Source organism: Croceitalea marina, from assembly GCF_042684265.1.
GTDB classification, from domain to species: Bacteria; Bacteroidota; Bacteroidia; order Flavobacteriales; family Flavobacteriaceae; genus Croceitalea; species Croceitalea marina.
Map to the genome: position 1 here is coordinate 200,160 of NZ_JBHULB010000006.1, position 16,459 is coordinate 216,618.

Genomic DNA, 16,459 nt, shown 5'->3' on the forward strand with positions numbered 1-16,459 from the left:
TTTCAAAAAGGGCAGTTCTGCGAGCTATGTGTAAGTGATTCGAACTCTTCTTTATACGCTGCTATGCTTTTTAAAATAGACGCTCTGTTTACATATTTCTGCGATACTGCCCACCCACCTGAAAAAGTGCATTAGTAATCTGACCCAAAGAACAATATTTGCTAACCTCCATCAACTTATCAAAAATATTTTCATTCTTAATAGCGGATTCCTGCAACTCTTTTAAAAGCTTTGTAGACTTTTCTTTATTTCTAGTTTGCAGACTCTGCAGTGTTCGTATTTGATTTTGTTTTTCCTCTTCCGTCGCCCTTATAACTTCCGCAGGCAATATGGTCGGTGACCCTTTAGAAGATAGAAAAGTATTTACCCCTATTATGGGATAGGCACCAGAATGTTTTAAGGTTTCGTAATGAAGACTTTCCTCCTGAATTTTAGAACGTTGGTACATAGTTTCCATAGCACCAAGAACCCCACCTCTTTCTGTAATTCTATCAAACTCTAAAAGCACTGCCTCTTCAACCAAATCGGTTAATTCTTCAATAATAAACGAGCCCTGGAGCGGATTTTCATTTTTAGCAAGACCTAATTCTTTATTTATAATTAATTGAATCGCCATTGCCCTTCTTACCGATTCCTCCGTAGGTGTCGTGATTGCCTCATCATAGGCATTTGTATGTAGCGAATTACAATTGTCATAAATGGCATATAATGCTTGAAGCGTAGTTCTTATATCATTAAAATCAATCTCTTGGGCATGTAAGCTTCTACCCGAAGTTTGAATATGGTACTTCAACATTTGTGCACGTGGTCCGGCACCATATTTTTCTTTCATGGCTTTGGCCCAGATACGTCTGGCAACACGTCCTATTACTGCATATTCAGGGTCAATTCCATTAGAAAAGAAAAACGACAGGTTTGGACCAAATTTATCAATGTCCATTCCCCTACTTAAATAGTACTCTACATATGTAAAACCGTTAGAAAGGGTAAATGCCAGCTGTGATATTGGGTTTGCTCCCGCTTCGGCAATGTGATAACCTGATATAGATACCGAGTAAAAATTTCTTACATTCTTTTGAATAAAATATTCTTGTACGTCACCCATTAAGCGTAGGGCAAACTCTGTCGAAAAAATACAGGTATTCTGTGCTTGATCCTCTTTCAAAATATCGGCCTGCACCGTACCCCTCACTTGACTTAAGGTATTTTCTTTTATTTTTTGATATACTTCTTCAGGTAAAACCTCATTACCAGAAACCCCTAAAAGCATGAGACCCAAACCATTATTACCTTCGGGTAAATCACCAACGTAAGAAGGTCTTTCTACCTCTTTATTTTTGTATATCTTTTTGATTTTTTCCTCAACCTCTTTTTGTAGTCCGTTTTCAAGAATATACTTTTCACAGTTTTGATCAATCGCGGCATTCATAAAAAACCCAAGTAGCATCGGAGCAGGACCATTAATCGTCATACTCACCGAGGTCATTGGATTACTTAAATCAAAACCTGAGTATAATTTTTTCGCATCATCCAAACAACAAATAGAAACACCAGCATTACCGATTTTACCATAAATATCGGGGCGATGACCTGGGTCATTTCCATATAAAGTTACTGAATCAAAAGCAGTTGATAGACGCTTTGCATCCATATCAAGACTCACATAATGAAATCTTCTATTCGTGCGTTCTGGCCCACCTTCACCTGCGAACATTCGAGTAGGATCTTCGCCGGTTCTTTTAAATGGGTATAATCCTGAGGTGTATGGGAAATCTCCTGGAACATTCTCTTGAAGCATCCAATTTAATAAATCGCCCCAACCTTTATATTTTGGCAACGCAACCTTAGGTATTTGTGAATGTGAAAGTGACTCTGTATGTGTTTCTATTTTTATTTCTTTATCGCGGACTTTAAAAGAATAAATAGGCGCTTTATAACTTTCCACCTTTTGGAGCCAATTTAGAATCAAATCCCAATTGTGCGGGTTTAAATCCATTTTTACCCTATCAAACTCTTTTATTAAAAGTGAAACCAGCTCTTTATCCCTTTCATCCGACTGCGCTATTATTTTGGTCTCATCTAGTCCCGATTTTAATAAAATGGACTCTTCGTTCTCTGGCGAATTTAGTCGTAAAACAGATGAAATGGTTTTGAAAATACCGTACAAGCGTTGCGCTACATCTGCCTGCTCTTTAGATTTTAAATCATACGTCCGATTATTTTCAGAAATTTCAGAAAGATATCTCGTTCTTGCAGGTGGTATCACAAAAATTTTCTCGGCCATTTCATTACCGACCTCAAAAGTAGAATCTAATTTAGCATCTATTTTGTCTACTAAAATATTCATTATCGATTTGTACAATCGATTCATCCCAGGGTCATTGAATTGAGAAGCAATGGTACCATAAATGGGCAATGCATCTTGACTTATATCCCATAGCCCATGATTACGCATGTATTGCTTTTTAACGTCGCGCAAGGCATCTAAAGAACCTCTTTTATCGAACTTATTGATGGCTACTATATCGGCAAAATCTAACATGTCGATTTTTTCCAACTGTGTTGCCGCACCAAATTCGGGGGTCATTACGTATAAAGAAACATCGCTATGTTCTAAAATCTCAGTATCGGATTGGCCAATACCAGAGGTTTCTAAAATTATTAGATTAAATTCGGCGATTTTTAGAATATCGACCGCTTCACTCACATATTTGGACAAGGCCAAGTTTGATTGCCTTGTTGCTAAGGACCGCATATAAACACGCTCGTCATTAATCGCATTCATACGAATACGATCACCTAATAATGCCCCACCTGTTTTTCGTTTTGATGGGTCGACAGAAATTATTCCGAGATTTTTATCAGGAAAATCTATCAGAAACCTTCTTACCAACTCATCTACAAGACTAGATTTTCCGGCCCCGCCAGTTCCCGTAATTCCTAAGACGGGGACATTAACATCAGATTTTTTTAAGCTTGTAAAATGAGCTTCAAATTCTTCGTGGCGATTTTCGGCCAACGATATCATTCTGGCAATGGTATTTGTATTCTTTGCCTTAAGTAGATCTATTAAATTAGCTTCTTTGCCAATTTTCAATTCCGGCACCGCAGTATCGGCTTTTGAGACCAAATCATTAATCATGCCTTGCAGGCCCATTTTTCGGCCATCATCAGGAGAATAAATCTTAGTAATACCATAATCCATCAGCTCTTTGATCTCTTCCGGAAGAATTACGCCTCCACCACCACCAAAAATTTTGATGTGCTCAGCTCCTTTTTCCCTTAGCAAGTCATGCATGTATTTGAAATACTCATTATGACCACCTTGATAAGATGTCATTGCTATGGCATTTGCATCTTCCTGAATTGCACAATCAACTACCTCGGCAACACTTCTATCATGACCTAAATGAATTACCTCAACACCGGTCGCCTGAATAATTCTTCGCATGATATTAATAGCAGCATCATGACCATCAAATAACGATGCTGCGGTTACAATTCTAATTTTGTTTTTAGGTTGGTATGGCGCTTGTTGTTCCATTAGCAAAAAAGAATCAAATTTTTGGGTGCAATTTACGATAAATGCAAAGAAAAAAGGATTGCATTTCGAATTTTATAAAAATACTTAACATTAAGCCTACTCTTTTTTGAATACTATAATTTTGAAGGCTAAATATCTATTTTGAAGCTTACTATAGTAATACATTGCGCGGACCAAATTGGCATAATCAGTGCCGTTACCCACTTTTTACACAAAAAAGGTGGAAATGTTGTTTATTTAGACCAGCATGTTGATACAGAAACAAACGTATTCTTTATGCGTATTGAATGTGAGTTTGATAATGGTTTCAATAAAACCAATTTTGATATTGACTTTAATTCGCAATTAGGGAATAGCTATAATATGCAGTGGAGTTCGCACGCTCAAAATGTTAAACCCAAAATGGCAATTTTTGTTTCTAAATACAACCATTGCCTATATGACTTGTTAAGCAGATATAATTCGGGAGAGCTTGCAGTTGAAATTCCTTTTATAATCAGCAACCATGATGATTTGGCCTACATACCCCAACAATTTGATGTTCCTTTTTACCATATCCCAGTATCCAAAGAATCAAAATACCTGGCTGAATCAAAGCAATTGGAGTTATTGAAAAAACACCAGATAGACTTTATTGTTTTAGCTAGGTATATGCAAATAGTTTCAACAAAGTTAATTAATGAATACCCTAATAGGATTATAAACATTCATCATTCCTTTTTACCTGCCTTTGCTGGTGCTAAGCCTTACCATGCGGCATTCAAGCGAGGTGTAAAAATAATTGGTGCTACAAGTCATTATGTTACCGAAGAATTGGATGCCGGGCCAATAATAGAGCAAGGTGTAACTCGAGTCACCCATTCGCATTCTATTAAAGATTTTATTACCAAAGGAAAAGATCTGGAAAAAATTGTTCTTTCTACCGCTGTTAAACTCCATATAGACAGAAAAACCATGGTGTGCAATAATAAAACTTTGGTATTTTCATAAATGGTACCTTTACCTTAAACAAATTATCATGAAAAAAATAGTCATATTTCTTATAATTTTTCAGTTGATGGGCTGTGCCGAGCTACAACAGGTGGTTAATCAATTGCCTCAAGGTGGCACTTTAGGAAATGCCGAAATAGCTCTAGGTCTAAAAGAAGCCCTTAATATGGGCATTGAAAAGCAGGTAAGTAAATTAACCTTAAAAGATGGCTTCTACAAAAATGAACTAGTCAAAATACTACTTCCGGAGGAATTGAAAAAAGTTGACAATACCTTAAGAAATATTGGCCTTGGCAACCTTGCCGACGAGGGCCTAAAAGTGTTAAATAGAGCTGCAGAAGATGCCGTAAGCGAAGCGACCCCAATTTTTGTGGAAGCTATAAAAGGTATAACTTTTAATGATGCAAAAAATATATTACTCGGAAGCAATAATGCTGCAACGAACTATTTGCAACAAGGAACAGAAACCAAATTGTACGAAAAGTTCAATCCGATAATCAAAAACTCTTTTGAGAAAGTTGGTGCTGATAAGATATGGGAAAACCTAATTACCAAATACAATAATATCCCGCTTACGAATGATGTAAATCCTAATTTGACCGACTATGTGACCCAAGAAGCTCTTGATGGGGTATTTACTATGGTCGAGATTGAAGAAAAAGCGATAAGAACAAAAATATCGTCTCGCACGACCGATATTCTCAAGAAGGTTTTTGCTTTTCAAGATCAAGGCAGACAATAAGACTCAAAAAAAACCGTTACTGTTTTAAGAAAGCGTAGCAATTATAACATATTGCTAAAATTCATTTAACCTTGGTAAAAGCCTTTTAAATGAATTTTGTAAAAGTTTATTTGAGTTAACATTTTTTTGAGTTAGTTAGTTTAAAACCGGTGTTCATGCCGGTTTTTTTTTTTACATTCAATATTTTACTAGAAAGGAGTTTCATTTAGTGAATTCAAAATAATCCCAGGCTAAATTTTTCAGAAGGTAACATCTTATCGGGGTTTACTTTTTTTAAGATTTTTTTAAGATTTCAGCCCTATACATTTTTTACCTTGTATGTAAGTGCTAATTCATCAATCAAAAAATGGGTTCATTTAAAGTTAAAATACTTTTTTTGCTCCTGCTAGCCACGAAAATTGTATTCGGTGCAATCACACCCTTGAATACAATACTTGAAAAAGATAACATTAACTTGGCTTATCCGCAGGATTCTATTCGTTGGGCTGACTATTATTATAATATTCAGCGGTTTGAAGATGCCATAACACTATATGAAAAAGGCATAAAGCGAAAAGGAGTTAACAAATCAAAATTCTTAAAAAAGCTTGCATTAAGTCAAGCTGGACTTGGAGATACCGCGAAATCTATTGAATATATTGAATCCTACTTTCTTCTAGAATTCAATACAGATTTTTTAAATCATGAGGGTTTTGATGATATTAGAAATTCAGATGATTTTAAACTTTTGAAAACCAAATACAGTCCTAAATTAAACTTCTGGTCTTTCTTTTATCTCTTTATATCTTTTGTCGGATTTTACACATTTCTTATTTTAAACTTTAATAAAAAAATAAAACTTCCGGCGAGGTTGTTAATAAGTGGTTTTATATTCATACATACCTTTTTCATATTCCATATAGGATTATTAATTACCAATTACCAATTTGAATATCCTCATACTTATAGAATGTCAACTTGCTTTTCATTTTTGTACGGACCCCTTCTTTTCTTATACTTTAAAAAAATAGTTCATAACTATTCTTTTAAATATGTAGACTTGGCACATTTTATACCCACTATACTTGTGGTTATTTATCTGATTCCAACGTATTCTCTATCTCCAAATGACAAACTCGACCTAATGCTAGATAGAGTTCAGAACAGCGTAAATGCCTCCGATTCAAAAACGCTAATAATAATAGTAATACTCAAACTTGTTTCACTAATAGTCTATGGCTTTTTTATAAGAAAAATGTATTTAAAAAGTGTCGGACGCAAGAATCTAGAAAAACAAAGTAGGTTATGGCAACGCAATTTATACCATATTCATTTCTTATATATATTCTCTTACTTAATTTATGGTATTCTTATTAGTAATAGTATAATATCTGGGTTTTTCTTCAATTTTCAGGTGGGTAGCATGGCTTTAATGGTACTATATATTGGTTATTCCGCAAACATTCAGCCAAGTGTCTTTAATGGCGTGATTTCATATGCCAATCGTCTATTTCCGAAATACGAAAAGTCTGGTCTTACAACAAGTTTATCATTAGAACTCAAGAATCACTTAGAGCATCTTTTTAAAGACGAAAAAATCTATAAAGAAAATGATATTAACTTAGAAATGGTAGCCCATAAATTGAACACTTCAAGACATAATGCTTCACAAGTCATAAACGAACATTTTAAGGTTAGTTTTCATGAGTTGGTAAATAAATATAGAATCGAAGAAGCCAAGAAAATTTTAACCGATGATCAACAACGCAATCTGAATATTATAGATATAGCCTATGAGGTAGGCTATAACAATAAGGTAACTTTTAACAAGGCCTTTAAAAAAGACACCCAACTCACCCCTAGTCAATTTCAAAGACTTACCCCGCAAATACAGGCGTAAATTACTAGTAAACATTTATCGGATTAGTAAACGTTTATAGGACTTTCCTGAAAACCATTGCTCACGCTGTTAATTTGACCTAATAACTTAAAAATGTAGACAGCCCTGAGACATTTACGCTTACACGAAAAGACTAGACTTTGGTCTCATTTTCTATTAGAGTAATTATTTGAATTAGTCATCAAAACGTCAGGGCTGTACTTACATTCTAACTCAAAACAATAGTTAAGTATGAAAAACAGGACTAAATGGTTGTGCATGCTCTTTTTAATGGGGATTTTCTCCGTATTCGCACAACAAAAAAATGTAACTGGAGCAATTACCGATTTTGAAGGTTTGCCGCTACCAGGAGTAAACATTTTGGTAAAAGGTACCATTACCGGTACGCAATCAGATTTTGATGGAAACTATGCTATTCAGGCAAGTACTGGAGACGTATTGGTTTTTTCCTATTTAGGACAAAAAACGGTTGAAATTACTGTGGGGGCATCTGATACTATAAATGTTCAGATGGAACAAGACACCCAGGCACTTGAAGAAGTCGTTGTTGTTGGTTATGGCAATCAAGAAGAACGAAAAATTATTCAAAATGTGGGTATTGTTAAAGAAGAGGCCATTGAAAATTTGCAAGTGGTTTCCGCGGATCAATTATTACAGGGGCAAAGTGCTGGTACCCAAATTGTAAATGCATCTGGGGTTCTCGGGTCTGCCGCCGTTATTAGGGTAAGAGGGGTTAACTCAATTAACTCGGGTAGTCAACCACTAATAGTGATTGACGGGGTACCTATTACAGATACCGCTGGTAATACCTTAAATAGAGGTGGAAATACAGGTATCAATCCACTATCTTATGTTAACCCAAATGATATTGCATCTTTAACGGTTTTAAAAGATGCTGGTGCAACATCTATTTACGGTTCTCGAGGAGCTAACGGTGTAATTTTGATTACTACTAAAAAAGGTAGAAAGAACTCTAGAACTTCGGTTACATTAGACGTAAATACCGCGTATTCTGAATCCACAGATGTTCCAGATATATTAACAGCCGACGAATTTCGTCAGTTTAAGTCAGAAGTAGCAACCTTACAAAATGGTACACCAACATCTCCTGAAGATTTAGGATTAGGAGCTTTAGGTTCTGGAGGTACAGACTGGTTAGGTGGTGTACAACGAACAGGAATTTCTCAAAACTATAACTTAGGTATTAGAGGAGGTAGCGAAAAAACTTCTTTCTTCTTTGGATTGGATTTTCAAGATACCGAAGGTTTTATTGTTGGTAATGATCAGCAAAGAGCTGGTGCAAGAATTAATATAGACACAGAAGTTACGGAGTGGTTAAAAGCTGGAATGAATCTGGGGGTTACTAATAACCGCCTAAATAGAGTTGGTGTAGAGAATAATATTAATGCTCCTTTTACTACAGCGTTTCTTCAAAGCCCAGTAGTACGTGCATTTGATGATGAAGGTAATTTTGCGCAATCTGGTTCCTTTATTCCTAATATTTTTGCTCGTGTTGCTTTAAATACAGATGAGCTTAAAACTTTTCGTGTTATCGGTAATGCTTTTACCGAAGTTACACCTATTAAAGGTTTAACTTGGCGTTCAGAGTTTGGTATTGATAAATTAAGTTTAGAGGAATTTATTCGAAATGCTGAATTCAATTCACCAGGTGGATTTGCACAGCAAATATTTGTTAATGAGGATCGTTGGCTGACTAACCAAACTCTGAATTATACAGATACTTTTGCTGAAGATCATAGCCTAACAGTACTATTAGGTCTTAACTACGAAGAAACATTAAGAACACGCTCAAATGTATCTTCAACCGGTTTTCTTACAGACGACCTTCGTAATTTAGGTTCTGGCTCTACACCTACGGTATTAAACGGAGATAGATTTCCGTCTAGGCTGTTCGGTTTGTTCTCAAGAGTCACTTACGACTACAAAGGAAAATATATTGCGGAAGGATCTATTCGTAGAGATGGCTCCTCAAGGTTTGGGGCTAATAATCGATTTGGATATTTCTGGTCGGCAGCAGCAGGTTGGACATTATCTGAAGAAGACTTTATTCGAGATTTGAACTTCTTTGATTTTCTATCACTTAGAGCAAGTATAGGTACCGTAGGTAATGATAGATTAGGAACTTTTCCATCATTAGGATTGTTTAATGCCGGACCTATTGCAGATTACAATGGAGAATCTGGTGTAATTCCAAATCAACCTGAAAATCCTGACTTAAAATGGGAAGAAAGTGAAACTTTGGATATTGGTCTTAAATCTACATTTTTAAATGGTAGAGTAACATTTAATGCATCTTATTTCCAAAAAACCACTAGTGATTTATTATTGAATCAGGTTTTACCACCACAAACAGGTTTTACTAGTATCAGTAGAAATATTGGTGAAATGGAAAATACAGGTTGGGAGTTTGAGTTGAACACCGTAAATGTTAGAAAAGAAAACTTCACGTGGAGAACTAACTTCAACTTAACCTCAATTAAAAACAAGGTGCTGCGATTAAACGAAGATGCAGCTACTGATACACAGGGTAGAAGAATTATTGATGGACCTATTCAAAGAGCTATTGAAGGGGAATCATTGAACAACTTCTTTTTAATACGCTATGTAGGGGTGAATCCGCAAACAGGTGATGCCGAATGGCTCGATGTTGATGGAAATATCACAAACAACCCAAGCTCAAACGATCGTGTTGTTACCGGAAGTCCGTTGCCAGATTTTTCAGGAGGTATAACAAATATCATCAACTATAAGAATTTCGATTTTTCATTCTTAATGAATTACTCATATGGTAACGAAGTTGTAATCGATGGTTTACGTTTTGCTGATGGAAATGATGCCATTGGCGGTATTGTAAATATTAGAAGACAAAACTTGAATTATTGGAGACAACCCGGTGATAATGCATTTTTACCGAGCCCGACCAGTTCTACTTTTAACCTGTTCAACCAAAGATCCAGTCAACAACAACTTGACGCTTCTTACTTGAGGTTAAAGAATGTTACTCTTGGGTATAGTCTTCCTCAACAAGCCTTGGATAAACTAGGAGGTCTCTTTCAGTCCATAAGGTTATATGCAACCGCTACCAACCTATTCACCATCAAAGCTGATGAAATGGATGGTATTGATCCGGAGGTGACAGATGATATTGATCCTTTATTTCAAGGAGAATCATTCTTTACGGCGCCACAAGCAAAATCTTACTCATTCGGAGCGAGAATACAATTTTAACTAAAAAAAATAGAAATGAAAACCTTAAAAATAACAGTAGCATTTCTAGCAATAATCTTTGCTTTTTCATGTGAAGATCAGTTAGATGTTGTACCTGAAGATAATGTTGCTTCAAATACCGTATTTGGTAGTTTTGCCACAATTAATGGCGCCGTAGTCGGTATTTATAGTAAGAACCAAAGTGGGGATTTAAACGGAAATCCGCAGTTAATGTCAGATTTCATGTCTGATAATGTAAACTTTGTTGGGAGTTTTCCATCCCTCCAAGAAATTGATCAATTTGAAACGTTGGCCACAAATGCATCCATTGATAATATATGGTTCGATGGTTACGAGTTAATTGGTGCTGCAAACAATATCATTGTAAATCTGCCTGAAGTAAGTGTAGATGATGTCACTGGTCTTACAGAAGCTGATAAAACAGTTTTTGTAGCAGAAGCAAAGTTCTTACGAGCTATCACCAATTTTCAGCTGGTCAATTTATTTGCACAGCCATTCCAATTTTCAAATGGAACTAATCTTGGTATTCCACTCGTGACACAACCTTTTGAAGGCGGCGACATATCTGAATTTCAATTAGAAAGGTCTACAGTAAACGAAGTTCATGCTTTTATAGAGCAAGACCTTTTAGATGCGGCAGCAGCCTTACCTGAAAATAATGGGGTAAGAGCGGAAGCTGGGGCCGCAAGAGCTTTATTAGCTAGATTAGCGTTGTATCGAGAGCAATGGGCCGAAGCGGCAGACTTGGCAAATCAAGTAATTACTTCAGGCGAATATACCTTAGCTAGCGATTATGATTTCTATGATGACAACCCTAACTCCTCAGAGCACATATTCGTAGTGGTTAATACCCCTACAGATGGTCCACAGGAGAACGCTGGATCTGATGAAGTATACGTGAATTTTTATAATCCAGCACCAGGGGGAAGAGGTGACGCACCTTTCAGCCAAGAGTTGATAGATGCATTTGCTGCGGAAGCTGGTGATAGAAGATTTAGTGAACTCTCTCAGGCTGCATCCGATGCGGGCGGTAACGATACCTTTTTCACGACCAAATATCCTGACATTGTGAACAATGCTTCAGATGGTATGGCGCTTCGCATTACTGAAATGTACTTAATTCGTGCTGAAGCGAACCTAAGAAATGGTTCATCTGTAGGAGACAGTCCTTTAAACGACATTAATCTACTTCGAACTCGTGCAGGTTTAGGAAATCTTGCTTCTGTTGATTTGGATGCTATTGCGCTGGAAAGAAGAAAAGAGCTTTGTTTTGAAGGTCATAGAAGAATGGACTTGCTTAGGAATAACTTAAACCTTAGACCCGATGGGGGTGCCGCTTCGGCACCTGGAGCCAATAAGGTTATATTCCCTATAGTGGAAGATGAAACCACAAACAATCCAAATATTACTCAAAATCCGGGTAATTTTTAAATAATTTCATCAATCAATTGAGAAACCATCATTCAATTTAATTGGGTGGTGGTTTTTTCATAAATTAAGAGCTATGTACAGATCAAAAAGAATAATCTTTGGTTTAGCAATCTTGTATACACTATCAGGGTATTCACAACTGCAACCACCAAATAGTAACAGCACATTACAAGATCTTGCCTTTTTTATAGATGTCAATAATAAAAAGTACGCCAATGCCCAAGGCTCTAAGTATATCTATGCTGATTTTAAACTGGCAAAGATTGAGGGTCTTTCTGGGTCACATTTAGTGCGATTTGACCCAGTGGATAATATTATTCAACTCAAAAAAGAAGACAACAAAATATTAAGTCTATCTAAAAAATATCAGTACAAAATCGAATTATTAGATGGTACGGGCATTTATGAAACACAACAATTTATTAATACCGATGGAAAAATAGAGAATACTTTTTTTGAAAGTATACATACTTCTAAAAAGTACAAGCTATACAAAAAACATCGCATAAAATTTCAACCTGCGAAGCCTGCTAAGAGCAGTTATGAACCGGCAACAGACCCCGAATTTATACCATTAGATGCTATCTATTATGTAATGAATCTCGAGAAAAATCCAGGTCATTTGTTAGAGTTACCTAGAAAAAAGAAAGTTTTTCTAAACTTTTTTGGAAACAGAGCTAAAGAAATGAGCAAGTACATTAAAACTCAAAACTTAAAAACATCCTCAGAACAGGATTTGATTAAAATTCTGAACTATTATTTTCAGTAAAAAACAAACATAGTAATTATCTATCGGGAGCGAGTAATGGTTTATAAGGATTACCTAAAACCTACTATTTATGGTGTTAATTTACATTCAGCTTAACTATATAAGGCGGCTCTGATACATACTTCTAAAAAAAATTATGTCTCATTTTTAGGGTGATTTATTTGAATTAGCTATCAAAATCTTCAGAGTCGTCTTTATATAGTTTACTTTATCGGCGTATAAAGTCCATCAAAAAGTACATTCACCGCCTTTTCATTGTGCAAAACCTCCCATAATTGTCTCACAGTACCATCGTCATTTAAAGTCCAAGTAATTCGATTTAAGTACAGCTTACCATCTTCATTTTTAAATTCATCTGAAGACATAATCATTCGATTCCCAACTCTATTTCCCTTTAACTTTAAATGGTTGCCAGAATTATCGATCCAAAGTTGTTCCCATTGCGCTGTTTTCAAATTGTAGAAGTTAACGCTAGCACCTGTATAACCTGCGGTAGCACTAACCCAATTCTCCCTTAAAATACAGTTATCTTGGTCTTTGGTAATCGTATTCGTACCTGCCTTTGAACCATCAGCATTCGTGACGCTCCAACTACCTAACCAAAAATCAAAGTCCTTGTGATTTTCAGAGCAACAACTACAAGCTACTTCTTGTGAAGATACTGTGAAAACAAGTAGCAACATTAAATTGGTCAGTATACCCTTTACGGAAATCATTTCAAATTAGATAAATAGTGTATTACCTTATTATTAAAAACAATCGGTTGTTCAACATTTACAACATGACCACAATTATCAATTACCGCAAGTTGAGACATGCGGTGCGACTTCACCACCTTTTCAATGGTAGGCAGAAAAAGGTAATCCTCACCTCCCATGATATACAATGTTGGTATTTCAATGTCTACGGTTCTAAAAAAACGAAGCAACGGATTAATCTCCGAAGTAAGTTTAAACCATCTTATGAATTCTTTTTGATATAATTTTTTTGCTTCCCTTACGAACAACGAACGCGACTCTCTATGATTTTTATTCGGCATAATCACAAAGGCAAAAAATTTGTACAACCAGATATATGGTACAATTGATTTGAAAATAACCCCCAATCGCATTAAAACCTGAGATCGAAGGTTCAATTTCATAATTGCCCCGCCCATTACCATACTCGATACCCTATCAGGATATTTTTCAGCAAGATTGCGTATTAAAATAGTTCCTAACGATATTCCAATAAAATGAGACTTCTTAATACTTTCATGATCGATTACCTCAACAATATCGTCTGTAATCGAATCAAAGGTATATTTATCACTAAAAGCATCTTTTAAGTTAGGCTTTGAATTGCCATGACCCCTTAAATCGAGTAAAAGAATATTGAAGTGTTTTTTGAAATCACGAAGCTGTTTATACCAAATAGTAGAGCTCCCTCCTGCACCATGCACAAAGGTCACCCATTCATCTGAAGTTTTATGTAAATACTTGGTATAGTGAAGCAAGCTTAAATTTTTATAAAAGTACGTTAATTTTTAGCCAACGAAACCCAGAAATCGTCCCCTTGTTACTAATTATTAGTTAAAAATTAGACAAACTGCCTGATTTTTAGGTGTGTAGACTAAATCACAGTAGTCCAAAACCTAGTTTCAAACGTATCTTTGTTAGAACAAATCTTTTGAATTATGGAAAATCAATATTGTAGAGTTGGAGCTGTGACTCCAATAACAAGCGGAAGCCATTCTGTAGCGATATTACGATACCGATATGAGAACTTTTTAAGCAAAGCTATGGATGCCAATTATATGGACACTAAGCTTGGTGAGTTTTTTGAGCGCAAAGCCCAAAACATCAAAAAGATACTTGAGAATCTAGTATAGTTTTTTTAACTCTTCGGCCATTTGAATTTGCATTTCTTTTGCTTTCAAAGCTGCCTTATGAGCGAAGTCTTCTTCCGTAGAAGCATAAATAATTCCACGAGAAGAATTTACCAATAAACCTACATTAGAATTTAGGCCGTAATTGCATACTTCTTGCAAGTTTCCGCCTTGAGCACCAACACCTGGCACCAATAAAAAGCTATCAGGAATTATTTCGCGAATATCTCTGAGATATTCAGCTTTTGTAGCTCCAACTACATACATAAGGTTTTCTGAATTTTTATAGCTCTTAGAGACGCTTAACACCTCTTTATAAAGTTCTTTCTCGTTGACTTTTTTAGTCTGAAAATCAAAAGCACCTTGATTTGAAGTCAATGCCAATAAAATGGTATGTTTATCTGTAAATTCCAGAAAGGGCTCTACCGAATCCCTACCCATATAAGGCACAATGGTTATGGAGTCAAAAGCCAGCTCTTCGAAAAATGCTTTTGCATAACGTGTTGAGGTATTTCCAATATCCCCTCTTTTTGCATCTGCGATAGTGAATTGCTCGGGATAATTTAAATTAAGGTAATTAATGGTCTTCTCAAGCGATTTCCAACCATTTAGGCCATAAGCCTCATAAAATGCAATATTAGGCTTGTAGGCCACACAAAATTCTTGGGTCGCATCAATAATTGCCTTATTAAAGCTGAAAATTGGGTCTTCTTCCTTTAAAAGGTGATTCGGAATCTTTTCTAAATCTGTATCCAAGCCAACACAGAGGAACGATTTTTTCTTGTTGATTTGGTCAATCAGTGTCTCTATCTTCATGCTTTGTCACCTCGAGCGCAGTCGAGAGGTCATTAAATATTCATGTCCAAAGTTCTCGACTGCGCTCGAACGGACAGCTTTAACTGTTCTTAAAATATCTCCGAAGCTTCTTTCAATTTCTCGGTATTCTCTACCAACATCAACTCATCTATGATTTTCTGAATATCTCCATTGATAATATTCTGTAAGTCATATAAGGTCAATCCAATTCTATGGTCTGTAACCCTTCCTTGTGGGTAATTGTAAGTACGAATCTTAGCTGAACGGTCACCACTGCTCACCTGAGAATTACGTTTAGCCGCATCTTCTTCCTGTTTCTTTGCCAATTCTAAATCGTACAATCTAGAACGTAAGACCTTAAAGGCTTTTTCTTTATTCTTATGCTGTGATTTTTGATCCTGACACTGCGCTACCAAACCGGTTGGAACGTGTGTTAAACGCACTGCCGAATATGTCGTGTTAACCGACTGACCTCCTGGACCGGATGAACAGAAAAAATCGATGCGAACATCTTTAGGGTCGATTTGAACATCAAAATCCTCTGCTTCTGGAATAACCATTACCGTCGCGGCACTTGTATGCACCCTACCCTGAGTTTCTGTCTGCGGAACACGTTGTACACGGTGCACGCCCGCTTCGAATTTTAAAGTTCCATACACATCTTCGCCATTAACTTCAAAGTGTATTTCTTTATAACCCCCACTAGTACCTTCACTTAAATCGATGATGTTCGTTTTCCAACCTTTAGATTCACAATATTTAGCATACATCCTATACAAATCTCCCGCAAAAATACTTGCCTCATCACCCCCGGTACCGGCACGAACTTCCATCACTACGTTCTTTTCATCTTCAGGGTCTTTGGGGATGAGCATTAGTTTTATCTCTTCTTCCAGTTTAGGAATAGCGTCCTTTGCTTCGTCATACTGCATCTTGGCCATTTCAACCATTTCTGCATCACTTCCGTCAGAGATAATCTCTTCCGCCTCACTTAAATTATTTGTAAGTTCAATGTACAACCCACGCTTGTCTACAAGGGCTTTTAAATCTTTATATTCTTTGTTCAGCCTTACGTATTGCTTTTGGTCTGAAATAATATCGGGCTGAATAATCAAGTCCGAAACCTCATCAAAACGCTGCTTTACAATATTCAATTTATCTAGCATAGTTCA

General features: G+C 36.2%; 12 protein-coding genes. 7 read left to right on the top strand and 5 right to left on the bottom strand.

The window, feature by feature from the left end; all coding sequences use genetic code 11:
• Positions 1-88 precede the first annotated feature (88 nt).
• Complete coding sequence (locus tag ACFSQJ_RS02980; RefSeq protein ID WP_377765415.1) at positions 89-3,544, bottom strand: methylmalonyl-CoA mutase family protein; 3,456 nt, start codon at positions 3,542-3,544, stop codon at positions 89-91.
• Positions 3,545-3,685: 141 nt separating this feature from the next.
• Here ACFSQJ_RS02980 and purU point away from each other — a divergent pair, with 141 nt between their 5' ends.
• From purU to ACFSQJ_RS03010, 6 genes are all read left to right on the top strand, one after another.
• Positions 3,686-4,534: a formyltetrahydrofolate deformylase gene (gene purU, locus ACFSQJ_RS02985; protein ID WP_377765417.1), complete on the top strand. Its 849-nt coding sequence runs from the start codon at positions 3,686-3,688 to the stop codon at positions 4,532-4,534.
• A 28-nt stretch (positions 4,535-4,562) separates the two neighbouring features.
• On the top strand, positions 4,563-5,276 hold the full coding sequence (locus ACFSQJ_RS02990; protein WP_377765418.1) for a DUF4197 domain-containing protein: 714 nt from the start codon (positions 4,563-4,565) through the stop codon (positions 5,274-5,276).
• Positions 5,277-5,622: 346 nt separating this feature from the next.
• Positions 5,623-7,155 carry a helix-turn-helix domain-containing protein gene (locus tag ACFSQJ_RS02995; protein WP_377765420.1) on the top strand — a complete coding sequence of 511 codons (1,533 nt, stop codon included), beginning with the start codon at positions 5,623-5,625 and terminating at the stop codon, positions 7,153-7,155.
• A gap of 231 nt (positions 7,156-7,386) precedes the next feature.
• The gene (locus ACFSQJ_RS03000) at positions 7,387-10,404 is read left to right on the top strand and encodes a SusC/RagA family TonB-linked outer membrane protein (RefSeq protein ID WP_377765421.1); all 3,018 of its coding nucleotides are present in this window, start codon (positions 7,387-7,389) and stop codon (positions 10,402-10,404) included.
• A 15-nt stretch (positions 10,405-10,419) separates the two neighbouring features.
• Positions 10,420-11,835 carry a RagB/SusD family nutrient uptake outer membrane protein gene (locus tag ACFSQJ_RS03005; RefSeq protein WP_377765423.1) on the top strand — a complete coding sequence of 472 codons (1,416 nt, stop codon included), beginning with the start codon at positions 10,420-10,422 and terminating at the stop codon, positions 11,833-11,835.
• A gap of 73 nt (positions 11,836-11,908) precedes the next feature.
• Positions 11,909-12,604, top strand: coding sequence for a hypothetical protein (locus ACFSQJ_RS03010; protein WP_377765424.1), 696 nt, complete (start codon positions 11,909-11,911; stop codon positions 12,602-12,604).
• A gap of 203 nt (positions 12,605-12,807) precedes the next feature.
• On the opposite strand, the gene ACFSQJ_RS03015 is transcribed toward ACFSQJ_RS03010, so the two are convergent.
• Both ACFSQJ_RS03015 and ACFSQJ_RS03020 read right to left on the bottom strand, forming a co-directional pair.
• Positions 12,808-13,320, bottom strand: coding sequence for a hypothetical protein (locus ACFSQJ_RS03015; protein WP_377765426.1), 513 nt, complete (start codon positions 13,318-13,320; stop codon positions 12,808-12,810).
• Positions 13,317-14,099 carry an alpha/beta fold hydrolase gene (locus ACFSQJ_RS03020; protein ID WP_377765427.1) on the bottom strand — a complete coding sequence of 261 codons (783 nt, stop codon included), beginning with the start codon at positions 14,097-14,099 and terminating at the stop codon, positions 13,317-13,319. The genes ACFSQJ_RS03015 and ACFSQJ_RS03020 overlap by 4 nt, the downstream gene beginning before the upstream one ends.
• A 180-nt stretch (positions 14,100-14,279) precedes the next feature.
• Here ACFSQJ_RS03020 and ACFSQJ_RS03025 point away from each other — a divergent pair, with 180 nt between their 5' ends.
• On the top strand, positions 14,280-14,474 hold the full coding sequence (locus ACFSQJ_RS03025) for a hypothetical protein (RefSeq protein WP_377765429.1): 195 nt from the start codon (positions 14,280-14,282) through the stop codon (positions 14,472-14,474).
• Here ACFSQJ_RS03025 and pyrF read toward each other — a convergent pair.
• Positions 14,466-15,287: an orotidine-5'-phosphate decarboxylase gene (gene pyrF, locus ACFSQJ_RS03030; RefSeq protein WP_377765431.1), complete on the bottom strand. Its 822-nt coding sequence runs from the start codon at positions 15,285-15,287 to the stop codon at positions 14,466-14,468. The two genes, ACFSQJ_RS03025 and pyrF, sit on opposite strands and share 9 nt — an antisense overlap.
• Positions 15,288-15,376: 89 nt before the next feature.
• Positions 15,377-16,453 (bottom strand): peptide chain release factor 1, encoded by a 1,077-nt coding sequence (prfA, locus tag ACFSQJ_RS03035; protein ID WP_377765432.1) that lies wholly within the window; start codon positions 16,451-16,453, stop codon positions 15,377-15,379.
• Positions 16,454-16,459: the final 6 nt, after the last annotated feature.

Bases quoted from the DNA above. Each gene is read 5' to 3' on its own strand.
- prfA (WP_377765432.1), bottom strand. From the start codon at position 16,453: ATGCTAGATAAATTGAATATTGTAAAGCAGCGTTTTGATGAGGTTTCG.
- ACFSQJ_RS03025 (WP_377765429.1), top strand. From the start codon at position 14,280: ATGGAAAATCAATATTGTAGAGTTGGAGCTGTGACTCCAATAACAAGC.
- ACFSQJ_RS03000 (WP_377765421.1), top strand. From the start codon at position 7,387: ATGAAAAACAGGACTAAATGGTTGTGCATGCTCTTTTTAATGGGGATT.
- pyrF (WP_377765431.1), bottom strand. From the start codon at position 15,287: ATGAAGATAGAGACACTGATTGACCAAATCAACAAGAAAAAATCGTTC.
- ACFSQJ_RS03015 (WP_377765426.1), bottom strand. From the start codon at position 13,320: ATGATTTCCGTAAAGGGTATACTGACCAATTTAATGTTGCTACTTGTT.
- ACFSQJ_RS02980 (WP_377765415.1), bottom strand. From the start codon at position 3,544: ATGGAACAACAAGCGCCATACCAACCTAAAAACAAAATTAGAATTGTA.
- ACFSQJ_RS03005 (WP_377765423.1), top strand. From the start codon at position 10,420: ATGAAAACCTTAAAAATAACAGTAGCATTTCTAGCAATAATCTTTGCT.
- ACFSQJ_RS02995 (WP_377765420.1), top strand. From the start codon at position 5,623: ATGGGTTCATTTAAAGTTAAAATACTTTTTTTGCTCCTGCTAGCCACG.
- ACFSQJ_RS03010 (WP_377765424.1), top strand. From the start codon at position 11,909: ATGTACAGATCAAAAAGAATAATCTTTGGTTTAGCAATCTTGTATACA.
- ACFSQJ_RS02990 (WP_377765418.1), top strand. From the start codon at position 4,563: ATGAAAAAAATAGTCATATTTCTTATAATTTTTCAGTTGATGGGCTGT.